At 63.9% G+C, this 22,142-nt stretch carries 16 protein-coding genes; 3 read left to right on the top strand and 13 right to left on the bottom strand.

The features are described from left to right. Positions 1-11: 11 nt before the first annotated feature. From AC2CQI_RS02845 to AC2CQI_RS02795, 11 genes are all read right to left on the bottom strand, one after another. Positions 12-1,820 carry a phospholipase D-like domain-containing protein gene (locus AC2CQI_RS02845; RefSeq protein ID WP_484579090.1) on the bottom strand — a complete coding sequence of 603 codons (1,809 nt, stop codon included), beginning with the start codon at positions 1,818-1,820 and terminating at the stop codon, positions 12-14. Beyond that, on the bottom strand, positions 1,817-4,594 hold the full coding sequence (locus AC2CQI_RS02840) for a type VI secretion system Vgr family protein (protein ID WP_484579089.1): 2,778 nt from the start codon (positions 4,592-4,594) through the stop codon (positions 1,817-1,819). Before AC2CQI_RS02840 ends, AC2CQI_RS02845 begins: the two co-directional genes overlap by 4 nt. Before the next feature lie 49 nt (positions 4,595-4,643). Continuing rightward, the gene (tssH, locus tag AC2CQI_RS02835; protein WP_484579088.1) at positions 4,644-7,274 is read right to left on the bottom strand and encodes a type VI secretion system ATPase TssH; all 2,631 of its coding nucleotides are present in this window, start codon (positions 7,272-7,274) and stop codon (positions 4,644-4,646) included. Positions 7,275-7,363: 89 nt separating this feature from the next. Next, positions 7,364-7,867: a type VI secretion system tube protein TssD gene (tssD, locus tag AC2CQI_RS02830; RefSeq protein ID WP_484579087.1), complete on the bottom strand. Its 504-nt coding sequence runs from the start codon at positions 7,865-7,867 to the stop codon at positions 7,364-7,366. 47 nt (positions 7,868-7,914) lie between these two features. Next, the gene (locus AC2CQI_RS02825) at positions 7,915-9,597 is read right to left on the bottom strand and encodes an OmpA family protein (protein WP_484579086.1); all 1,683 of its coding nucleotides are present in this window, start codon (positions 9,595-9,597) and stop codon (positions 7,915-7,917) included. 9 nt (positions 9,598-9,606) lie between these two features. After that, positions 9,607-10,269: a type VI secretion system protein TssL, short form gene (gene tssL, locus AC2CQI_RS02820; RefSeq protein WP_484579085.1), complete on the bottom strand. Its 663-nt coding sequence runs from the start codon at positions 10,267-10,269 to the stop codon at positions 9,607-9,609. Next, positions 10,266-11,618, bottom strand: coding sequence for a type VI secretion system baseplate subunit TssK (gene tssK, locus AC2CQI_RS02815; protein ID WP_484579084.1), 1,353 nt, complete (start codon positions 11,616-11,618; stop codon positions 10,266-10,268). Before tssK ends, tssL begins: the two co-directional genes overlap by 4 nt. 23 nt (positions 11,619-11,641) lie before the next feature. Next, on the bottom strand, positions 11,642-13,180 hold the full coding sequence (tssC, locus tag AC2CQI_RS02810; protein WP_484579083.1) for a type VI secretion system contractile sheath large subunit: 1,539 nt from the start codon (positions 13,178-13,180) through the stop codon (positions 11,642-11,644). A gap of 34 nt (positions 13,181-13,214) precedes the next feature. Next, positions 13,215-13,718: a type VI secretion system contractile sheath small subunit gene (tssB, locus tag AC2CQI_RS02805; RefSeq protein WP_484579082.1), complete on the bottom strand. Its 504-nt coding sequence runs from the start codon at positions 13,716-13,718 to the stop codon at positions 13,215-13,217. A gap of 517 nt (positions 13,719-14,235) precedes the next feature. After that, a complete protein-coding gene (locus AC2CQI_RS02800) occupies positions 14,236-14,967 on the bottom strand; it encodes a carbon-nitrogen hydrolase family protein (protein WP_075805557.1) in 732 nt (243 codons plus the stop codon). Between the two features lie 23 nt (positions 14,968-14,990). Next, positions 14,991-16,844, bottom strand: coding sequence for an ABC transporter ATP-binding protein (locus AC2CQI_RS02795; RefSeq protein ID WP_075805556.1), 1,854 nt, complete (start codon positions 16,842-16,844; stop codon positions 14,991-14,993). 229 nt (positions 16,845-17,073) lie between these two features. Here AC2CQI_RS02795 and AC2CQI_RS02790 point away from each other — a divergent pair, with 229 nt between their 5' ends. From AC2CQI_RS02790 to AC2CQI_RS02780, 3 genes are all read left to right on the top strand, one after another. Next, on the top strand, positions 17,074-17,559 hold the full coding sequence (locus AC2CQI_RS02790; RefSeq protein WP_075805622.1) for a sigma-70 family RNA polymerase sigma factor: 486 nt from the start codon (positions 17,074-17,076) through the stop codon (positions 17,557-17,559). Then, on the top strand, positions 17,556-18,497 hold the full coding sequence (locus AC2CQI_RS02785) for a FecR domain-containing protein (RefSeq protein WP_075805555.1): 942 nt from the start codon (positions 17,556-17,558) through the stop codon (positions 18,495-18,497). Before AC2CQI_RS02790 ends, AC2CQI_RS02785 begins: the two co-directional genes overlap by 4 nt. A gap of 87 nt (positions 18,498-18,584) precedes the next feature. Then, positions 18,585-21,044, top strand: a complete 2,460-nt coding sequence (locus tag AC2CQI_RS02780) for a TonB-dependent siderophore receptor (RefSeq protein WP_484579081.1) — start codon at positions 18,585-18,587, stop codon at positions 21,042-21,044. A 20-nt stretch (positions 21,045-21,064) separates the two neighbouring features. Here AC2CQI_RS02780 and AC2CQI_RS02775 read toward each other — a convergent pair whose 3' ends face one another. Then, positions 21,065-21,604, bottom strand: coding sequence for a histidine phosphatase family protein (locus AC2CQI_RS02775; RefSeq protein WP_484579080.1), 540 nt, complete (start codon positions 21,602-21,604; stop codon positions 21,065-21,067). 30 nt (positions 21,605-21,634) lie between these two features. Further along, positions 21,635-22,138 (bottom strand): flavin reductase family protein, encoded by a 504-nt coding sequence (locus AC2CQI_RS02770; RefSeq protein WP_484579079.1) that lies wholly within the window; start codon positions 22,136-22,138, stop codon positions 21,635-21,637. Positions 22,139-22,142 lie beyond the last annotated feature (4 nt).

Here is a 22,142-nt window from a genome sequence, read left to right as displayed (position 1 = left end):
AACACACCGCATCAATCGGTCTCCTTGAAAACCGGTGCCTGAAAGTCAAATTCAACCAAAGGAGCCCATGGGCTTTTTCTATCTTCCTGTAGCGCTTTATTTCGACTCATGATTTTTCTCCATTCCCTAAATGCCTCCACCGGATCATCCTGCGCGCCCTTTCCTCCCGTATGTAATTTCCACAACCGCCGCCGCAGCGCCTGAGTCACACTCATCCATTCATGCGCAATATTCAGCTCACTATCCCCAACCATGCTTCTATGGTTGATATTGGCCGACCCCTGAGTAGTGAAAACATCGTCGACAATCATCAACTTCGAGTGCACATACACCGGCATCCAGGGAGAGCCATCGAGAGAGTCAGGCGCTACCAGTGAACACACATGCACTTTCAACCCGGGTATTTCCTCCGGCAGGATCGTGCTGTCTTCGATTTCCTGGATCTGCCTGCCGACTGTTTCTTCCCACTGTTCCAGTTCGCGTTTCCCTCGGTGATCCCGTGGGTCCGGGCGTGGTTTGGGCGGCGCCGCCCGTTTGACTTCACGTATCCGCCGCAACTTGGTGACATGGGGAATGGTGTCCGCCCGCCCAAGACTTTCGAGCATGCGCTGCGTATTGGCAGAACCAGCCGCGACCGGATCAACACCGGCATTGGTGATCACGAACAGGTGCAGCGCTTCATGTACGCCGGGGTCGCGTCCCTGGCGGGTCTGGTTCAGCGCTGCGGTCTTGATCAGTTCGGCCAGAGGCGGCCAGCGAAAGTACTGGTTTTCGATGTAGATGAACTGAGTGGCATTGTTCGCGGCCTGCAAGTACAGCGACTGGATGTCCCGTATGCCGTGCTGGGGCTGGGTGCGCAGCACCTGGATCATCTGCCTTCTGCCGGGGCCGCATTGCAGACGTTTCCCCAACGCTTTGGCCGGGCGTACCTCGAACAGGTTCTCGCCGGTTTCCTTGAGCCAGGCTTCGGCGAAGTTCGCATGCAGATGTTCGAGTATCGGCCCGCTGAGCTGGCAGGAAATATCCTGCCGGGGCAGCAGACCTCGTGGACCGCGGTTCGGCGCCGGGCGACTATCGCCAAAGCGGTTGTGGGCAGAGTGCTGGTCGGTGTCCCAGTACTCGTCGAGCAGGTTGTGCCCGAGCACGAAGCCGATCGCTTCCTCTGGCAACTCGTAGTCGACCAGTACACTTTTCTGGTGATGACTTGGCGCGACTGCCATCACCAGCCGGGTTTTCCCGGCGATCTGTGGATCGCCGGCATGCTCTTTCAGCGCCTGGGCGATGTTACGGCGCTCGGAAAAATCAAAGCCGCGACTGACCAGCAACGGGATCCGGTCCTCCGCCCGCCTGGCCGCCTCGCTGTCCCCGATGCCGAAGCGCTTGAACCACTCGCGGTCAGCCTGGGCCTGCTCCTCGGTTGAACTCTGCATTGCAGTGTCCCAGAGGCCCAGTGCGCGGCGCTGCGGCAGGTTGGCCTCACCCGCCATACCCGCGGTGTTGAACGGCGCTTCCCAGGTCAGCACCCGGACCTTCACCCCTTCTGCGGCTTTCTGCCGGAGCAGTTCGCCGACGCTGGGTGATTGGCCATCGCGGATCAGGAACATCGACGGCTGGAATCCCCAGCAGATGATGTCGATGCTTCTCTTCGCCTGGGCGATGGCTTGGTGTACGGCCTTGAAGGTTTCCTCGCCGTTGACCAGCGGCTGGTACGTCGCCGTCTCCGGGTGGTACAGCGTGTTCTGCACGAACCAGGGTGAGACACAGGTGGCTTCCTGGGTGTGCTGCAGGGCTATGGGGACGACGATTTCGGGGCGGGTCATGGGTTCTCTTCCCTGGTAGCCGCGGAACCATCCAGCAACGCGGAGTAATGCGTGCGATGCTCCTTGTGAGTCCGGGGTTGATTGACAATTTCGTTGGTTAAAGACTGGTGGTTTTGCAGGCCACGATTAGCCATATGCGCCTGCTCTGGGTTGCTGTACTGGTCTGGAACCGGCAGGCGGAACTCCAGACCGTTGGCCAACTGCAGGCGGTAGCTGTGGGTGACGGGCTGGTGCTCGATCCGGACCTGTCCGCTTCTATCCAGTACACCCTCGCCGACCAGGCCGTCCCCCGCATACAGGCGATAGGGCATTCCCGCCCAACCGACTCGTGGCGCAGTGGCCGTCCGGGTGATGTTGAACCGCACCGGCTGCCTGAACTGCGCCAACGGATACTCCGGATGCGCCGCACTCATGCTCGCCGCCCCGGTAAACGCCACCCGGGGTGCCTTGACGTTGTAGTCCCCTTCGGTTCCGGCCTCGATCCGCGTCGGGTCGAGCACGAGGTAGCTGCCACCGGCATTCAGGGTGATCTTCTTTTTCGCGACGATGCGGATCTCGTCTTCGGTGCTGGTGATTTCCAGCCCTTGCCGCGCCATCAGGGTCAGGGTGTCGTGCTGCGCCTGGATTTCCACCGGCCCCTGGTTGGCGATCAGCTTGATGCCGAGTTTGCGCACGAACAGGCTCAGCCCTTCTCCCACGCCGATGAACAAGCGCTTGATCACGCTCATGTCGGCGTGCCCGCCAGCGTTGAGCATCAGGTTCCTCTCGGCCGCCAGTTGCAGGTGGCTGCCACTGGCAAGGGCGATGCCCTTGGGGGCACTGAGCAACAGCACCGCGGACTTCAACTGTTCCAGGTCGTTCTTCATCAACGCCAGTTGTGCCTGTACATCCGCAGGATCTGCACGACAGGCCTGGGCATCGGCGGAGAGCGCTTGCAACTGCTCGCCTGCCTGTTGCAGGCGCTCGAGTGCCGGGCCCATTTCCAGCACCGGCCCTTGCGCCTTGGGTTGCGCATCGGCACTGATGAATAACCCCTTGCCCGCCCGCAGTGCGCCCCAGTGATCGGTACGCAGCTCATACCCTTCACCGCGCTTCTGGCGCTGGTTGTCCACCAGATGCCCAAGGTTGAGCTGGCTCTTGCCGGCAAACTCGGTACTGAGCTTGACGTGCTCCTCACCCTCACGGTCGCCCATGCGCAGTTTGTTGTTGGCCGGCGTGCGCAGCACGTTGCGCTGATAGTTGTCGTCGTTGACGTGGTCCGGGTGCTTGCTGTCGTGCAGGGCATGGGCAATGTAGGGACGGTCCGGGTCCCCCTGCTCGAAGGCGATCGCCACCTCGGTGCCGGCGATCAGCGGCAGGTGCAGGCCGTATTTTTCCCCGGCGTAAGGCCGCGCCAGGCGCAGCCAGGCGCTTTCGAAACCGCGCTCGCGTTCGTCGCGGTCGAAGTGGAAACGCACCCGATAGCGGCCTTCCTGGTTGAGGTGGCCGTAGCGGTCATATTCCGTGCTGCTGCTGATCCGCGCAGGAATGGTCCCGGCAATGACCGGCTTGGGCTGCAGGGCCGGTCGGAAGCCGACGAACTCGTCGAAGGGAATCCCCGTGAACGTGGCGGTGAACCCAATCCTCCGCCCGCCCTTGGTCGCCACGCTGTGGATCAGGACTTTCTTCGCGAAGTCCTGGGGGATGTCGCCTTCGGGCATCAGCAGGTGCGCCGGCATGAGGATCTGGCTGCTGCTGACGCCGGTCAGGCGGGTGCGCAGGTTCTGGTTGCGCTGGTGGGTGAGCCGGGCGTAGAAGTGCCCGCTCCCGGTGGCCGGGCCGGGAAGCTGGGAGCCCTTTACCCCCAGCTCGGTGTAGGGCATGGCGTATTCGTAGCGTTCGCCATGGGCGGTTTCGGTGGTGCCCGGGATTTCGGTCTGGTCATACAGGCCATGCGCCGCCTGGCGGGGGTCGTAGCTGCGGAAATACACGTCCTTTTCCACCACCTGGTGGTGGGTGGCGAGGTTCCAGAGGCTGTCGTGGCCGGAACTGTTCATGCCCTTGCCGGGTAGATAGGGCAACTGGATTTCGAGACCCTTGCGCAGCGGCACGTCGGCGCAATGCATGACATCGGTCAGGTGCCGGGAGTCGAAGCCGATGCGGTACCAGATGCCGACTTCCGCCAGCAGGCGCTGGACGAAGGCCAGGTCGCTTTCGCCGAACTGCATGACCTGCTCGCGCTTGGGGTATTCGCGGTCGAGAAGGAAGTCGATCTGGTGGGGGTACCAGCGGTGCCGTTGGATCAGGATCTGCTTGACGATTTCCGGCACGGACTGGTTTCGGTACAGGCGGTATTGCTTGCCCTGGCCAAGCAGGGCCAGGCGCGGTTCCAGGGTGATCTGGTAGTGCCCCTCCTCTACGGAGCCACCGGTGCGCTGGAAGGAGGTGATGAAGCCGAACAGTTCGCGCAAGGGTTCATGCTGGGGCGGTTTTTCTTCCCAGGGGTACTTCTGTCGTGCCTCGCCGTAGATGGCGAAACGGGCGAAGCGCTTGAGCAGTTGATCCTTGTCCAGGTCCAGCGCCTTGGGCGCCTGCGGGTCAGGGCCGTGATAAATCGTGCCGGGCACATACCTGGGCTCGGCGCAGGTGAAGCGGATGGTGTAGCAGAACGGCTGGCTGAGGTGTTCCTCGCCGTCGAACGACAGCACATCGAGAGGGGCGTCGAGGTCATTGACGTTCAGTTGGTAGGGGTTTCGCGTGGTAGGCGAAGGGTATCGGCTGTTGATGCTGGCCATGCTCGAGCCTCTGGGTTCCGGTGGGAAATGCCGTGCTTGCCGGTTACGGCTAGCGGGCGGTCAATTCGGGCAGGTCGATGCTCTCGCTGGCTTCGTCGAACTCCAGCACCACCCCCTCGTCCGCGTCATACCCCAACACCACCCGCCCCACCGCCTGCTTCAGCGCCTGACGCTGCAGCAATTGCTGGCTGAGCACCGGCAGGATCTGCTGGTTGAGCAGGCTGTCGATGTTCCGCGCGCCGCTGTCCGGCAGCAGGCAGGCGGCGACCAGGGCCTGGTTGAGCGAGTCGTGGACGCGGCAGTCGAGGCCGTAGTGCCGGTGCAGGCGGCGGGCGACCTTGTCGAGTTTCAGGCCGACGATGGCCTGCAAGGCTTCGGCGCCCAGCGGGCGGTAGACCAGGGTCTGGAAGCGGGCGAGCAAGGCCGGCTGGAAGTGCTCGCGCAGCAGCGGACGCAGCAGTTCCTGCAGCGCCGCGTCAGGCGCGTCGGGCTGCTCGCCGAGCAAGGCCTGCAAGGCGTCGCTGCCGAGGTTGGAAGTCATGAGGATGACGGTGTTGCGGAAGTCGATCTCGCGCCCTTCGCCATCGCGCATGAAACCGCGGTCGAAGACCTGGTAGAACAGGTTGAGCACGTCGCGGTGGGCCTTTTCCACTTCATCCAGCAGTACCACGCTGTAGGGCCGCTGGCGCACGGCCTCGGTCAGCACCCCGCCCTGGCCGTAGCCGACGTAGCCCGGCGGCGAGCCCTTGAGCTGGCTGACGGTGTGGGCTTCCTGGTATTCGGAGAGGTTGAGGGTAACCAGGGATTTTTCCCCGCCGAACAGGGCATCGGCGAGGGCCAGGGCGGTTTCGGTCTTGCCCACGCCGCTGCTGCCGACCAGCAGGAATACGCCCTGGGGCGCCTGCTCTTCGCACAGGCCGGTGCGCGCTGCACGCAGGCGCTGGGCCAGGGCGTGCAGGGCCGGACCCTGGCCGATGATGCGCTGGCCCAGTTGCGCTTCGAGCTCCAGCAGGCCGGCCTGCTCGTCCTTGAGCAGGCTGCCCAGGGGGACGCCGGTCCAGTCGGCGATGACTTCGGCAACACCGCGGGCGTCGACCTCAAGGCTGAGCAGCGGTTGTTCACCCTGGATTTCGGCGAGGTGTCGTTGCAGGCGCTCGCACAGCTCCCGGCAGGGCTGCTCGCTTTGCCGGGCGTCGAGCAACTGCCGGCTCAGGTCCAGTTCCTGGCGGTATTGCGCCTCCAGCGTGGCGCACGCCTGGGCCAGCGCCGAGGACTGCGCGGCAATGGCGGCGATGCGCTCGCCACCGGCAGTGCCACCGAGGGCCAGATCCGCTTCCAGTGCCTGGCGCTCCAGCAGCAGGCCGGCCTGGCGGGCCTTGAGGCGCACAAGGGCCTGGGGCTCGCAGTCGAGGCTCATGCGCACCCGCGCGCTGGCGGTATCGAGCAGGTCGACGGCCTTGTCCGGAAGCTGTCGCCCGGTCAGGTAACGCCGCGACAGGCCGACCGCCGCCTGCACCGCCGCGTCCTGGATATGCACGCCGTGGTGAGTGGCATAACGCGGCTTCAGGCCACGCAGCATCAGGCAGGCGCCAGCATCGTCGGGCTCGTCGACCTTGATCATCTGGAAGCGCCGCTCGAGGGCGGCGTCCCGTTCGAAATATTGCTTGTATTCGCTCCAGGTGGTGGCGGCGATGGTGCGCAGTTCGCCGCGAGCCAGGGCCGGCTTGAGCAGGTTGGCAGCGTCGGCGCCTCCGGCCTGGTTGCCGGCGCCGATCAGGGTGTGGGCTTCGTCGATGAACAGCAGGACCGGATGGGGCGATTGCTGCACGGCCTCGATCACGTTTTTCAGGCGCTGCTCGAACTCGCCCTTGACCCCGGCACCGGCCTGCAACAGGCCAAGGTCGAGGACGTGGACGGCCACCGTCCTGAGGCTGTCCGGGACGTTTCCTTCAGCGATACGCAGGGCCAGGCCCTCGACCAGGGCGGTCTTGCCGACACCGGGCTCGCCGACCAGGATCGGGTTGTTCTTGCGCCGCCGGCTGAGGATATCGATGACCTGGCGAATTTCGTCGTCACGGCCGAACACCGGGTCGATCCTGCCTTGGGCGGCCTTGGCGGTGAGGTCTTCGGTGTATTTGTCCAGCACGCCGCTGGCCGGCGTTGCCACGACATCCCCAAGGGTGGTCGCAGTTTCGTGCTGAAGCTGCGGACGTTCTTCGGAGTGCTGGTCGAGCACCTCCATCAGCCGCTGCAACTGCACGCGGCTGACGCTCAGCAGCGGCCAGGCGGCCTCGCAGGCGAGCAGGTCAGGGCTGTCCAGCAAAGCGTCGAGCAAGTGCACCGAGCGCAATTGCCGGCGGTCATCGTCCAGCGACGCCAGCAGCCAGGCATCCTTGATCAGGCGCTGCAAGCGCGGACAGAGTTGCGGACGGGCCTGGACCGAGCGTGGCAGGCTGTCGAGGTGATCGAGAAGGCCCTGCCAAAGGGCGTCCATGTCCCAGTCATAGCGTCGGGCGATCAGGGTCAGGTCGCCTTCACCCTGTTCCAGCAGCTTGAGCAGCCAGTGTTCGATGCTGATATCGGCATGGGCGCGGGTCTGGCAAAGCGATGCCGCAGCACTCAGGGCTTCGGCGCAATAGGGGTTGAGACGGCGGAGCAGACGGGTGGGACTGATGGCCATGCAAGGCGTCCTTGGGCTGGAGTACGGGCGGGAAATAAGGGGGTGGAAAAATGCGCGCCCGAAACGGGCGCGCATTTTTCCGGTTCGAATCAGCCGGCGGCAGCGGTGATCGGACGGGTGTCCCAGTTATCGGTGTGGAGGTGGTTGCCATCCTTGTAATTCCAGGTGATTTCCTGGTAACGCAGCTCCACCTCTTCCAGGTGCTTGTAGCTCTTGTTGTCCGGGTCCTTGATGTCCAGCATCTTCTTGGTGACGCTGACCACCTTTACGTCCTTCAGGATCATGCTGAAGTACACCTCGATCTCACCGTCCGGCAGAACCTGCTGGAAATCGAGCCGGGCTTCCTGCCAGCTCCGGCCGGAGCCGACGGCTCGGTCGAGATAAACGGTGGAGGCGTCGATCTCCTTGGTCAGCATGATCGGCGAATGGACCCGCTCGCCGGTGTACTTGCCAGTATTGTCATCGGTCGGCCGGGACACCTTGTGCTCGAATTCGGTCAGTTCGATGCATCCTTCAAGCCCCTTGGCCGTCACCGAGCCTTTCAGGTGCTTGCCTGTTTCATCGGTGATTTTCAGATAGATCGGAAGTGCCATTTGAAGCTCCTTGTTCAGGTTTGAATGTCGCGACTGCGACGGGGTTGTCAGCCAGCCACCGGCGAGGTGGCCGTACAGGCCCCCTCCACCGGCAGCAGGCGGATATCGACACGACGGTTGCTCATGCGTCCGTCCTCGTGGTCATTACTGGCAACGGGCTGGCTGGCACCGAAGCCCTGGATGGCGAAGCAGCTGTCGGGGATGTCGCCCATACGCTGCATCCAGTCGCGCACCGCAGCGGCACGCTCGCGGGACAGCCGCAGGTTGTGCTGGTCGTTGCCGGTGGCGTCGGTATGCCCGGCAATCACGATCAGCCAGCCGGGCTGGGCCTTGATGTCCACCAGGGCATTGACCAGCACTTTGGTCGACTCCGGCTTGAGCCGGGCGCTGCCGGAGGCGAACAGCGACAGGCTGTCCAGCCGCACGGTGCCGGGCGCCTTGGGCGCGGGGCGCGGGATCACCGGCTGGCGATGCTCCAGCAGCACCGCCAGCAGGCGCTCACGCAGGACCTCGTCACGGTACAGGCCGAAGCTCAGCGCCAGGGGTTCGCCCCGCCGGCTGTAGTGCTCGAGCAGCGCGGCGTGCTGACGCAATACGGCCATGGCTTCCTCGCGCAATTCATGGGCCGTTTGCCCGGCACGCGCGGGCATGGGAATCGAGGCATAGCGCTGCAGATCGGCACTGACCTGGCGAATCAGGCGGTCGTTGTTCCAGGCCGAACTGGCAAGGGCGAGAATCCCCGCCACGGTGAACATCCAGATCGCCTTGACCGTAGCCCGCTGACGCGGCGTCGCACGCAGGCGCATCGGCATCAGGGACAGTGCGACGTCAGGAAGCCCCAGCAAGCCGCCTTGGGCGGCCTGGGCCCCGCGTACGCTTTGCAGGGCCAGCGTCTGGCGCAGCCACTGCTGCCAGAGATTGCCGCGGCGCTCGCCCGGCAGCGTGTCGACGAAGGTCATGGCACAGGCCGCCGGCGTGATGCCGGGCAGATGCACCAGTACCTGTTCGCGCCACCAGTGCGCCGCGCCATTCAACTGCACCGCAGCCCGCACGCGTGTGCTGAGCGTGGCGCTGTCGTCGGCCTGCCGTTGCCACAGGTCCAGACGGCTGCAAGTACCGGCTTCATGCACCTGCGGACAAACCTCGCTATCGCTCCAGACGAACCACGGCGCCCTTGCTGCCGGCCCGCGCAGATAGCTGGCCAGCAGCAACGGAAGCTCCAACCCCTGCTGCCTGCGCACCAGGGCCAGTTGATGAGCGAGCGCCCGGCTCTGGCTGGCCAGCAGGGTCGGGTCGTCCTGTGCTTCAGGGTTGACCACGTACAACACCCCGAGCTGTCCGCTCCAGTCCGGACGCCGTGCCAGCAAGGCCGACACCAGCGTCGGCAGCCGACGCGAGTCGCCCGCATCGAGATAGCAGGCCTGGGCACTCATGCGCAGACGCGGCCGATCGCCGTTCTTTTCGGCAAACAGGCCATCGCTATCGCCACACACCAGCACTACCGGCTGGCGATAACCGGCGGGGGGCAACACAACGCCCTCGGCCAGTTGCAAGGCCTCGCGCAATTGCCCGCTGTGCCGTCCGGCACGACGCCAGCCCTGCGCCACCCACGCGGTAACCAGCACCGCCGCCATCACCCGCCAGCCCGCGGCGAGCGGCACGATAAGCAGCACACCCAAGGCCAGGACCATGCCCCATAGCCAAAGTCCGCGAACCCACTTGAGAGTCATCCGCGCTCCTTAGCCCTGTCCGGGCAGCAAGCTGGAAACCAGACCATCGAGCAGCAGGTCCAGCCCCCACCACAGGCCCGCCAGCAGCAAGCCTGCGAGCAAAGCGTGACGCCAGGGCGAACCGGACCAGAGGCCACCGAACAGCACCCTGCCGCCCCGGCCCGCCAGGCCGCCCTGCGGCACCAATGGCGCGACCCGCTGATCAAGCGCGGCAATCAACTGTTCCCGCTGCGGATCGTCGAGCTGCTTGTAGCGCCCTTTGAACCCCAGGTTGAGGACGCGCTGGAACACCGTCAGGACCAGCGGATCCGCAGACGCTTCGCGCAATGCCTCGCGGATCTGCTCATACAGCCACTCGCCGGCCTGATGGCTGTTGAACAACCGTGCCTGCAATGACTCCCGGGCCCAGGCTTCATGCTCCTTGCCTGTGCACTTGCCCAGCACGGCTTCATCCAGCAGCGCGCACTGGGCATGGCTGATCAGATCCATGGAGCGCTGGCTCAAGCCAGCTTCCCGCAGACGCTCGCGCAGCGCCTCCACCAGTTCCAGGCAGCGCTTCCACAGGGCCTCGCTGCCTTCCAGCGCGTCGCTGTTGCTGACTTCCACTGCCAGCAGATAGCTGTCCTGCAGCAATGCGTCGATATCGAGGCCTTGCGCCTCATGCCGACTCATGAGCGCAGTACCGCGTAGAGCTCGAGCTTCACCTCACCCAGCGAGCCGGGCACATAGAAGGCACAGCCTTGCGCATCGAGGGCGGCACGACCTTTCGGGTGCCTGAAGTCGAGGGCAAAGTACTGGTTCTCGAGACGCAGCGGAATGGCCGCCGGAACCTGGGTCAGCGCTTGCAGTGGCACGCCATCGAGGGCGGAATTGACCAGTTGGTCGACGTCGTCCGGCGCCCCCACCTTGCACAGCCGCGGGAACTGCTCCTGCAACTGCACCGCCGACAGGCGACAGCGCACCGACAGGTAGAAATCAACACCCTCCGGTTCGCGCAGACGCGGGTCATGCAGCGCGACTTTCCAGCGGTGGCTGCCCTCGGGCAGCAGCTCCAGGGCGATCACCCGGGATGGCAGGCTGGCTTCGAGCAAGGTCGAGAGGGTCTGCATCAAGGGCGGGAAGACCTGTTCAAGACGCTCGTGGTGATAGGCCGGAATGCGGTCGAGGTCGTGCTCCAGGGAAAAGGTCAGCAAGCTGCCGGCCAGCTTGACCAGCTCGACATAGACCTGTTCCGGCGCCCGGGGATGGGCCTGGAGATCAGCGAGCACCGGCTGGTAGCTGTTCAGGGCATTGAGCAGCCAGAACAGCGAAACATCGGCAACGGCGAAATCGGCCATGCGCTGGTTGCTTTCCCGACGCATGCCCATCAGGCGCTGGCGCTTGGCCATGAGCTGGATCAGCAGGTTGTCCAGCTGCGCCACCAACCCGGCATGGGCCGTGAAGCGCAGCAACGGCGGCACGAAATTATCGTCGAGCCCCCACTCGCCCTGGGCGTCGCGAACCAGGCGCGCCAACGGGCAGGTCGCCCAGTCAGCGTTATCGTCGCTGCCCAGGCGCAGGCTCAGGTTGTGCTCCATAACGCTGATCTGTTGCTGGTCCTCGCCGTGGACATCCTGGACCTCGCACCACCCCTGGCGATAGCGCAACGGCCGCTCGGCTCTGCCCCCCTCGAACAGACAGTTTTCGCCATTGGCATGCTCCAGGGGCAAGGCCAGCAGCACCTCGACCGGGCCCGCACCCTCGGGCAGCAACCTGGCCAGCTCCAGCGCAGGCGGCAGGCGGTCGGCGCGGGCCGTGTCGATCAGCGTGCCATCAGGCATGCGCACCAAAAGCTCGGTGGCCTTGAGCACGCCGAGACGCAGTGCATCCTGATCAAACTGCGCGACCTCCACGCCCCAGGGGTGAGCAAGGGCCAGGCGGGCGACATTCTCAGTGGTGCGCGCCTCCCAGCGCGCCTGTTGCTGGAACTGCTGCGGGCACAGCAAGGCGCCCGCGAACCAGAGTGGACGATGGATCTTCATCAGATGGACTCCCTCCGCACGCTTCAGGCCTTGGCCTTGGGCATCCGGGAAACCAGCGACAGATTCACGTCCATGCCTTCCACCTGGAAATGCGGTACGGCATACAGCTTGATACGGAAGAAACCGGGGTTGTCGTCGATGTCCTCGACGATGACCTTGCCTTCGCGCAGCGGGTGGGAGGCCTGCAGGTCATCGCCCGGGTCGGTCATTTCAGTGACCAGCCCCTTGATCCAGCGATTCAGCTCCTGCTCCAGGACGCTGCGGTCCTTGGTGGTGCCGATATTTTCCCGCTGGATCAGCTTCAGGTAATGGGCAATGCGCGAGAGCAGGAAGATGTACGGCAGACGTGCGTTGATCCGGCTGTTGGCCGTAGCGTCGGCGGTATCGTACAGCGCCGGTTTTTGCGCCGAGTTGGCCGAGAAGAAGCACGCGTAGTCACGGTTCTTGTAATACGAGAGCGGAATCAGGCCGAGGTTGGCGAACTCGAACTCGCGGGTTTCGGGAATCATCACCTCCGAGGGGATCTTGGCCTGGTTGCCGGTGCCCAGGTCATACAGGTGGATCGGCAGGTCGGTCACCGCCCCGCCAGACTGCGGGCCACGGATCTGCACGCACCAGCCATTGGCGATAAAGCTCTTGACCATGTTGGCGGCAAAGGCGAACGAGGCGCTGGTCCACAGGTACTTGTCGTGGTCCGGGCCCTTGACGCTTTCGATGTAGTTGAAGCTGCGTACGGGCACGGTATCCGGGCCATACGGCAGGCGACCGAGCACCCGGGGCATGGTCAGGCCGATGTAGCGCGCGTCGTCGCTATCGCGAAACGCCTTCCACTTGAGGTATTCGGCGCGATCGAAGTAGTTGCCGATATCCTTGATCGCCGCCACTTCCTCCATCGACTGCTTGCCGAAGAACGCCGGCCCCACCGCACCGATAAAAGGCATGTGAGCGGCGGCCGCCACCTTGGAGATGTTGCGCAACAGGGCGATATCCTGGGGACCGCGTCCGAACTCGTAGTTGGAAATGGCCGCAGCGATGGGTTCGCCACCGGGGGTGTCGTATTCTTGGGTGTAGGTTTGCAGGTACAGGCCGCTCTGGGCGATTTCCGGCGCGTCTTCGAAGTCCTGGACAAGGTGGTCCTTGCTGATATCGAGCAACTCGATGCGCACGTTATGGCGGAAATCGGTCTGGTCGATCAGCAGTTTTACCCCGCGCCAGGTGGACTCGACGCGCTGGAAATCAGGGTGATGCATGACCGCATCGAGTTGCCGGCTGATCTGTGCATCGAGGGTGGCGATATGTTCATCCAGCAAGGCTTTGTCCAGCCGCTCGACTTTGCGTGATGACGCCTGGACCAGTTTCAGCAATACATTGACTGCCGCCGTGACCCGTTCATCCGCGGACACTTCGGAAAGTGCCTCGGTATGCTGGAAGACTTCGATATCACCGAGTTCGGAAACAGGATCGAGATTGATCTTGCCGAACAGCGAACTGTAAATACCCTGGCTATCTTCGGCCACGGTAGTGGTGCCACGGGACGACGCGGAAGAGTGTTCTACGGACATTGTTTTAACTTCCTGGAATACGGGACGAAGGGGATCAGCGGGTTTCCTGCGGCGCCAGTGCGGCCAGTTCGCGACGCAGGCCGTCACTCAGGTCTTGATCCTTGAGAATGCGCTCCAGCTCCTGGCGGAAGGTGGCGTTGTCGAGCAGGTTGGACTTGAGGTCGCGCAGCAGATTGCGCATGGCCAGCAGCGCCCGCAGCTCGGGAATCTGCCGGGCCACCTGTTCCGGCTCGAAGTCCTTCATCTGGCGGAACACCAGGTCTACCGGCATTTCCGACGCATCGCCGGCCAGGGTGTTCTCAGCCGCAAGCTTGAGCGACGGGGAAAAGTCGGCCAGCACGCTATTGAAGTTGTTGCGGTCGATATTGACCTTGCTGCGTTCGGACAGCGGACGTTGCTCACGGCCGTTGCTGTAGTCGCCCATCATCATGAGCTTCAAGGGCAACTCGACTTTTTTCTGCGCACCGCCGGTATGCAGGTCGAGTTTGATATTCACGCGGGCCTTGGGTACTTCGTTCTGGAAACTGTTTGAAGCCATTGGACTCTCCAAAAGCGGACTACGGAATGGGGGCATCCCTCTTCGTGACCGGCACGAAAACGGTTGCTACACGGATAGCGAATCGCCGGACCGGGAAGGACTTACACAAGAAGTGCTCGGCGAATGACGCAAGACAATGAACTATCCGATTCCGCTATTCCAGCCCTGGATGGCTCGTCACTACTTTTCCTACAACACCTTCGGAATATTCTCTTTGATCTTCGGAAGCAATTAGGACTAGATTTGAAACATCTAAAATTAAAACCCAATAAAACCGGGCATAAAGTGTTTCAAGCGATGCGGAAAGATGAAATATTTACTTACCAACAGATAAAGTTCACCTAAACGCTTAATCTGCCAGATAGAGCGGTGAAAAAGACAAGTAACTGCAGCAGGTTAACGCAGGGCGATGTGCGCCCTGAGACAATCAAGTCAATGGCTGTGCGGCCCTTCGCGACCGTTCGGCGCTCCGACAAGCCAGCGCAGCCCACAAAGGGGCCGCATCGTCTCCCGCGCTTCACTGCAACCCGATTACCTCACCCTCCCCGGTCCCGAGCTCATACACCACCAGCGCTTCGCTGACCGCATCGGCCCCGGCCACCAGTAGGCCCTCGGCGTTCCACACCCCCGACTGCCCGGCCGCGATAGAGTCATCCGCCCGCCCCACGCAGTTGGCCATCAGTACCGTCATGCCATGCTCCCGGGCAATCATCGGGTAATGCCCATAAGCGCTGTCCACCCCGCGCTGCGATTTGGCCACGCTGGTGAAATACACCTGCGCTCCGGCCTGCGCGGCATGTTGCGCATGCTCGGCTTGCAGCGACTCGAAGCAGATGGCCGGGGCCAGACGATAGTCGCCGCGGGTAAACAGGCTTTGCCCGGCCCCCGGCAGGAAGAACGGCAGCTCATCCGGATGCAGGCGCTGCTTGCAGTACAGGCTGCGCGGCAGCTCCGGCTGGAACACCAGCATGCCGATGCGGTTGCCACCGGCCTTGCGGATCGGCGCCCCCACGGCGATCAGCAGGCCGAAACGGTCGCTCAGCCACTGGAAGACATCCAGCCGCTCGTCCTCCGGCTGCATCGCCAGCACCTCGGCCAGGCGCGGTTCATAACCGGTCAGGGACAGTTCCGGAAAGACGATGGCATCGGCCCCCAGGCTGGCGGCGATCTCGATGATATCGACATGCTTGTCGAGGTTGTGCTCGACATCGCCAGGAACGCAGGCGATCTGTGCGGCGATCAGTTTCATTGCAGCTCCTTGTGAATCCGTCATTACTCCACGGCCTCGACCACACCCTGGTCCTCACCGAGGAAGCCACCGCTCTGGTGCTGCCAGAGCCGGGCGTAGGTGCCGTTCTTCGCCAGCAGTTCGGCGTGGGTGCCCTGCTCGATGATCTGACCGTTGTCCATGACGATCAACCGATCCATGGCCGCAATGGTAGACAGCCGGTGGGCGATGGCGATGACGGTCTTGCCCTGCATCATCTCGTCGAGGCTTTCCTGGATGGCGACCTCCACTTCCGAGTCTAGGGCGCTGGTGGCTTCGTCCAGCAGCAGGATCGGCGCGTTCTTCAGCATCACCCGGGCAATGGCGATGCGCTGGCGCTGGCCGCCGGAAAGCTTGATACCGCGCTCGCCGACCAGGGTGTCGTAGCCGCTATGGCCCTGGCGATCACTCAACTGGCGGATGAAGTCGTCGGCCTGGGCGTTGATCGCAGCCGCCCGGACTTGCGCATCGCTAGCTTCCGGGCGGCCGTAGGCGATGTTGTCGCGGATCGAGCGATGCAGCAGCGAGGTGTCCTGGGTGACCATGCCAATGGCGCTGCGCAGGCTGTCCTGGGTGACTTTGGAAATGTCCTGGCCATCGATGCGGATCGTGCCGCTGTCGACATCGTAGAAGCGCAGCAGCAGGTTGATCAGGGTCGACTTTCCGGCGCCGGAGCGGCCCACCAGGCCGATCTTCTCGCCCGGACGGATGTTCAGGCTCAGGCCATCGAGGACCTGGCGCTCGCCGTTGTAGTTGAAGCACACGTTGTCGAAGCTCACCGCACCGCCGGAGGTCTTCAACTCGCCGGCGTCGTCGGCATCCACCACCTTGGGGCCCAGGGTCAGGGTCTGCATGCCGTCCTGCACGGTGCCGATGCTTTCGAACAGCGAGGTCATCTGCCACATGATCCAGTGCGACATGCCGTTGATGCGCAGGGCCATGGCGGTGATCGCCGCCACCGCGCCGGTACCGACATCGCCCTGGTGCCAGAGCCACAGGGAATAGCCGCCGGCACCGATGATCAGGCCGACCACCAGGGCCTGGTTGACGATCTCGAACAGGCTGACCAGGCGCATCTGGCGGAAGCCGGTTTCCTTGAAGTCCTCCATCGCCGCGCGGGCGAAATGCGCCTCGCGCTTGGAATGGGAGAACAGCTTGACCGTGGTGATATTGGTGTAGGCATCCGACACCCGCCCGGTCATGGACGAACGCGCATTGGCCTGCTCCTGGCCGACCTTGCCCAGGCGCGGCACGAAATACAGCATGGCCAGGCCGAACAGGACGATCCAGGCAATGAACGGCAGCATCAGCTTGAGGGCGAAGCCGCCGGCCAGGGCGATGATCGCGATGAAGTACACGCCGATGCCGGGAAGGATCTCGATCAGGGTGAACAGCACTTCGCGCACCGCCAGCGCGGTCTGCATCACCTTGGTAGTGACCCGCCCGGAGAACTCGTCGGAGAAGAACGACAGGCTCTGGCGCAGCATCAGGCGGTGGAAGTCCCAGCGCAGGCGCAGCGGCAGGTTGATCGCCAGTACCTGGTGCTGAACCATGGTGCGTAGCGCCACCAGGCCGATGCTGGTCACCAGCACGATGCCGATGCCCCACAGCACGCGGCTCTCCTGCTCGCCTGCCGTACCGCCGGCCTGCCAGGCGGACAGCAGATCGACGACCTCGCCGAGGAAGGAAAACAGCCAGGCTTCGTAGATCGAAACGGCGGCGCTCAACAGGGCGAAAAGCAGCACGTAACCCCGGGCGCCGCGGGTGCAGGCCCAGAGGAAACGCAGCAGGCCAACGGGAGGTGGCGGGAGTTCGTCAGGCGGGAATGGGTCGAGGCGGCGTTCGAAAACACGAAGCATGGAGCATCTCTACAAAGGTGGTGGTGGGGAGAGTCTGCCATCTGATGGAGGCTTTGCGGGGGTTTTTGGTTCCAGGAAACTCGGGAAGTTGAACGACATGCCAGAAACCTGGTGATTGCAAAGTCCTTGGCGAAGCGTACAATTGCGATCAATTCTTATCCGCGTTAGTGGGCTCAAGGAGTTCCCGGTGTCCAACGGCTCGCTGCCCCCCTCTTCCCTGCACGACGACATGCACGGCCTTTATCGCGACCACAACCAATGGCTGCTGGGCTGGCTGCTCCGACGCCTGGGAGACCGCGAGCAGGCGGCGGACCTGACCCAGGACACCTTCGTGCGCCTGATCAGCAGTGCGCTGACCCGCGTTCCACAAGAGCCACGCAGTTACCTGGCGACCGTGGCCAAGCGCCTGATGATCGACCAGTTGCGCCGTCGCCAATTGGAAAGGTCGTACCTGGAATACCTGGCCAACGAGCCTTTGATGCAGGAGTGCTCACCCGAACGCCGGATCATGGTCATGGAAACCCTGCTGCAGCTGGATGCGATGCTCGACGGCTTGGACACCAAGGTGCGCCAGGCCTTCTTCTACGTGCAGCTCGACGGCATGGCCTACGGCGAAGTCGCCGCGCGCCTCGGCGTGAGCGTCAGCTCGGTGACCAAGTACATGGCCAAGGCCACCGAGCGCTGCCTGTTCTTCGAGCTGGACTCGCAGGCATGACCCTGTCCGATCGCCACCTGGCCCTGCGCGCGGCGGCACAGTGGCATGCCCGGTTATGCGCCATGCCGCACTGCCAAACTACCCGCGAGCAATTGCAGGACTGGTTGCTGGCCGACCCGTTGCATCCCTGGGCCTGGCAGCGGGTGGAGCGTCTGCAGGCCGGCCTGCAAGGGATTTCCGGCGGCCTGGCCCGATACACCCTGAGTACCGATGCCAGCGCCAGCGGACGCCGCGCGCTGCTCAAGGGCATGCTCTTCGGGTTGGGCGCGGCCGGCCTGGCGTGGGGCGGTTACCAGCGCTCGCCGGTATGGCTCGCCGATCTGCGTACCGCTATTGGCGAACGCCGCAACCTGCTGCTGGCCGACGGCTCGCGCCTGTTCCTCAACACCGGCAGCGCAGTGGATATCCGCTACGACGCAGATCAGCGCCTGATCCTGCTGAGGGCCGGGGAAATCCTCGTGGAGACCGCCGCCGACCCGCGCCCGCTCAGCGTGCGCAGTCCTCACGGTGACATGCGCGCCCTGGGCACCCGCTTCGGCATCCGCCTGTTCGACGACCACACCCGCCTCAGCGTGCTGGAACATGCGGTGGCCGTCAGCAATGCCAGCGCCGGCACGCCACTGCGGGTGGATGCCGGCATGGGCCTGGACTTCGACACCGGCCCCCTGCCCGCGCCGCACGTCACGGACGTCAGCCAGGGCGCCTGGAGCCAGGGTCGCCTGGTGGTCGACGACTGGCGCCTGGACCGCACCCTTGCCGAGCTTGAACGTTACCGCCGCGGCTTCATCCGCTGCGACGAGTCGATCGCCGGCCTGCGGGTGTCCGGGGTCTATCCGCTCGACGATATCGACCGCACGCTGCAGGTCATCGCCCAGGCCCTCAAGCTCCAGATGCACACGCGTACCCGCTTCTGGACGCGGTTCACTGCAGCAGCGTGAAAAAAGTTCGCAGGTCCGTTGTCGGATTCCGCGAGTTGTCCGTGCTCTCCTGACAACCGCCTGAAACAGGCCTTCGAAGGAGCCGTCATGCCACGCTTTATCCGCCCCCTGATCACCCCTGGTCCGACCCTGCCCAGGTTGCTGCTGGGCGCCGCCGTCGCCCTGCAGGCCGGGATCATCCAGCCGCTGCTGGGCGACGCTGGCCAGGCCTACGCCGAACAGCCATCACGCACCTACAGCATCGCCCCGGGTGCCCTGGGCAGCGCCCTGAACCAGTTCGCCCGCGAAGCCGGCGTGGTGCTGTCGTTCGATGCCGCCTTGACCCATGGCCGCCAGACACCAGGCCTGCAGGGCAACTACAGCGTGGACCAGGGCTTCGCCGTGCTGCTGCGCGGCTCAGGACTGCAGGTGCTCAGGACGGGCGACAACTACCTGCTTGAAACCATCAGCAGCGAGGCCTCCGTCGTGCAACTGGGCGCCACCAGCATCGAAGCCCAACGCCTTGGCGATATCACCGAAGGTACTGGCTCCTACACCACCGGCGCGCAAAAGACTGCGACCAAACTGGCGATGTCACTGCGGGAAACCCCGCAAAGCGTCACGGTGATGACCCGCCAGCGCCTCGACGACCAGGCCCTGGCCGACCTCAACGACGTGGTGCAGAACACCCCGGGCATGGTCATCCGCCGTACCGGCCCGGAGCGCTCGACCTATTACGCCCGGGGCTTTGCCCTCGACAACCTCATGTACGACGGCCTGCCCACCAGCCTCGACAGTTCGCAGTTGTCCCAGGACCTGCTGTCCGCCGACATGGCCCTGTACGACCGGGTCGAAGTCGTGCGCGGCGCCACCGGCCTGATGCAGGGCGCGGGCAACCCGGCGGCGGCCATCAACCTGATTCGCAAGCGGCCCACTCCTGTCTTCCAGGCCAGCATCCAGGGCAGCGCCGGCACCTGGGACCGCTACCGAACCGATGTCGACCTGTCCGGTCCGCTGACCGACAACGGTACGCTGCGCGGCCGGCTGGTCAGTGCCTACCAGACCCAGGGCAGCTTCCGCGACGCGCTGGAGAACGAGCGCAGCCTGTTCTACGGGATGCTCGAGGCAGACCTGAACGACAGCACCACCCTGACCCTCAGCGCCTCGCGCCAGCAGGACAACTACAACGGCAACGGCTGGACCGGCCTGCCCGTGGGCTTCGACGGCAGCGACCTGAAGCTGTCGCGCTCCACCTCGCTGAGCAACGACTGGGAATACTGGAACAAGACCAGCACGTCGGCCTATGCCGCCATCGAGCACGCCCTGGACAACGGCTGGAAACTCAATGTGTCGGCCACGCGGACCTGGGCCGACCTGGACATGCTGGGCACCTATATCCTGGGGCGCACCGCCACCCGGACCTACGACCAGTTCGTCGGCGCCGGCCACTACCGGGAAACCCAGAACAGCTTCGATGCCTATGCCAGCGGTCCCTTCCGCCTGCTGGACCGCGATCACGAACTGGTGCTCGGCGCCAGCCATCGCCGCGTGGTGTTCAATGGCGATGTGCCGACCAGTGTCCTGCTGCATAGCAACATCGATCCCTACAACTGGGACGGCAACACCCGGAAGATCGACAGCCAAAGCAAGTACGCCTGGCAGAACACCAACGCCAAACTCAACAGCGTCTATGCGACCACCCGCTGGAGCCTGGCCGAGCCGTTGAAACTGATCCTCGGCAGCCGCCTGGACTGGTACGAAAACAACACCAGCGCCCCCTACAAAGGCACCTCGACCGAACTCAAGGTCAACCGCCACGTGACCAAATATGCGGGCCTGGTCTATGACCTGGCCCCCCATCACTCGGTCTATGTCAGCTACACCGATATCTTCAAGCCGCAGAGCTACTTCGACACCTCGGGCTCGATCATCGCGCCCATCACCGGCAAGAACTACGAACTGGGTATCAAGGGCGAGTATTTCGACGGCGGCCTGAACGCCTCGGCGGCCATTTTCCAGCTGGACCAGGAAAACCGCGCCAAGACTATCACCGACCAGAGCCTGTGCCCGAGCTATCCCACCACCTCATGCTATGAGGCCGCAGGCAAAGTGCGCAGCCAGGGCATCGAGCTGGAACTCCAGGGGCAGCTCACCCCCGACTGGCAAATGGGCGCTGGCTACACCTTCACCGAGGCCAAGTACCGCAAGGATGCCAACAAGGCCAACGAGGGCCGTCTGTTCGACACCGACATCCCGCGCCACCTGTTCAAGCTGAGTACCACCTATAGGTTGCCGGGCATGCTCGATCAGTGGCGCGTCGGCAGTTCGCTCTACCACCAGAACCGTATCTACAACAAAGGCACGACCTACCTGGTGGAGCAGGATGGCTACACGCTGGTGGACTTCATGCTGGGCTTCAAGCCGACCGAGCATATCGATGCGCAATTGAACCTGAACAACGCGTTCGACAAAAAGTACTACAACTCGCTGAGTTCCTCGGTCACGGTGCCGAGCAATGTGTACGGGGAGCCGCGGAACATGATGTTGTCGGTGAAGTATGACTTCTGAGGCGAAGCGCTAGCCTTCGTTCAGCCGGCCTTGAACCGCCAGCGTCCATAGTGGCTGAGCTGCACCACGGACAATGGCGGCACATCGATTTGGTGGAAGGCCTCCAGCGGACAGCCCAGCACATGGATCAGTGCCGCCCTGACCACCATCGGGTGGGTCACCACCTGCCAACTGCCGCCCTGCGCCATGCCCTCCACCCAGCGTGCCACACGCTGGCACACATGCTCGACCGACTCGCCGCCGTGTGGCGCGGCGCACGGGTCGCCGAGCCACTGCTGCAGCGCCTCCGGCTCCTGCGCCTCCAGGTGCTTGAGCAACATGCCCTGCCAGCGCCCGAAATCGCAGTCGCGTAGCTCGTCATCCACCTGCCCTCGCAAGCCCAGGGCCTCGGCAGTCTGCCGGGCACGCAGCTCCGGCGCGACCAGCACATGATCGGCCGCAGGCAGCGATATCCGGACCTGCGCCGCGTCGCGGAGAGCTTCGTCAGCCCCAGGGAAACGTCCCACCCGCTGGGCCTCGGTCGGGGCGTGGCAGATCAGGCTCAGCGAGGTGCTCTTCATGGGTAACCCTTTCTTCAACGAACGCGCGTATCAGGCGTGTGCGGCAAGATTGCAGTATTCCCCCTTGAAGTACAGCAAGGGCTGCGCAACGTCGGTTTGTACCGGGCTCAACGCCTTGACTTCACCGATGACGATGAGGTGATCGCCAGCAACATGTTCGGCGTGGATCTCGCAATCGAGCCAGTGCAGGCTGCCGGCGATCAAGGGATTGCCCAGGGGCGAGTCCTGCCATTCCACGCCCTGCCATTTGTCCATGCCACGCCGGGCGAACAGGTTCGAAATCCCCACCTGCGCGCCCGAGAGGATATTCACCGCGAAGCGCCCCGCCTGGCGAATCCTCGGATAGCTCCCCGAACCGGCCATCACGCTGAAGGACACCAGCGGCGGATTCACCGACACGCTGTAGAACGACTGGCAGGTGAAGCCGACCGGCTCGTCATCGATGAGCGAGGTGATCACCGTGATTCCGGAGGCGTAGTGCCCAAGCGCCTCACGGAAATGCAGCGGCTCGATGGCGGTACTGGAAAGTGACATGACA

The sequence above is a fragment of the Pseudomonas sp. P2S-1 genome, assembly GCF_057197725.1.
Note: the sequence above shows the minus strand (reverse complement) of the source record. Positions and strands in the feature narration are given on the sequence as shown.

What these genes read in the sequence shown, in the direction of transcription:
- AC2CQI_RS02845 (WP_484579090.1), bottom strand. Translation starts at nt 1,820, where the DNA reads ATGACCCGCCCCGAAATCGTCGTCCCCATAGCCCTGCAGCACACCCAG.
- AC2CQI_RS02840 (WP_484579089.1), bottom strand. Translation starts at nt 4,594, where the DNA reads ATGGCCAGCATCAACAGCCGATACCCTTCGCCTACCACGCGAAACCCC.
- tssH (WP_484579088.1), bottom strand. Translation starts at nt 7,274, where the DNA reads ATGGCCATCAGTCCCACCCGTCTGCTCCGCCGTCTCAACCCCTATTGC.
- tssD (WP_484579087.1), bottom strand. Translation starts at nt 7,867, where the DNA reads ATGGCACTTCCGATCTATCTGAAAATCACCGATGAAACAGGCAAGCAC.
- AC2CQI_RS02825 (WP_484579086.1), bottom strand. Translation starts at nt 9,597, where the DNA reads ATGACTCTCAAGTGGGTTCGCGGACTTTGGCTATGGGGCATGGTCCTG.
- tssL (WP_484579085.1), bottom strand. Translation starts at nt 10,269, where the DNA reads ATGAGTCGGCATGAGGCGCAAGGCCTCGATATCGACGCATTGCTGCAG.
- tssK (WP_484579084.1), bottom strand. Translation starts at nt 11,618, where the DNA reads ATGAAGATCCATCGTCCACTCTGGTTCGCGGGCGCCTTGCTGTGCCCG.
- tssC (WP_484579083.1), bottom strand. Translation starts at nt 13,180, where the DNA reads ATGTCCGTAGAACACTCTTCCGCGTCGTCCCGTGGCACCACTACCGTG.
- tssB (WP_484579082.1), bottom strand. Translation starts at nt 13,718, where the DNA reads ATGGCTTCAAACAGTTTCCAGAACGAAGTACCCAAGGCCCGCGTGAAT.
- AC2CQI_RS02800 (WP_075805557.1), bottom strand. Translation starts at nt 14,967, where the DNA reads ATGAAACTGATCGCCGCACAGATCGCCTGCGTTCCTGGCGATGTCGAG.
- AC2CQI_RS02795 (WP_075805556.1), bottom strand. Translation starts at nt 16,844, where the DNA reads ATGCTTCGTGTTTTCGAACGCCGCCTCGACCCATTCCCGCCTGACGAA.
- AC2CQI_RS02790 (WP_075805622.1), top strand. Translation starts at nt 17,074, where the DNA reads ATGCACGGCCTTTATCGCGACCACAACCAATGGCTGCTGGGCTGGCTG.
- AC2CQI_RS02785 (WP_075805555.1), top strand. Translation starts at nt 17,556, where the DNA reads ATGACCCTGTCCGATCGCCACCTGGCCCTGCGCGCGGCGGCACAGTGG.
- AC2CQI_RS02780 (WP_484579081.1), top strand. Translation starts at nt 18,585, where the DNA reads ATGCCACGCTTTATCCGCCCCCTGATCACCCCTGGTCCGACCCTGCCC.
- AC2CQI_RS02775 (WP_484579080.1), bottom strand. Translation starts at nt 21,604, where the DNA reads ATGAAGAGCACCTCGCTGAGCCTGATCTGCCACGCCCCGACCGAGGCC.
- AC2CQI_RS02770 (WP_484579079.1), bottom strand. Translation starts at nt 22,138, where the DNA reads ATGTCACTTTCCAGTACCGCCATCGAGCCGCTGCATTTCCGTGAGGCG.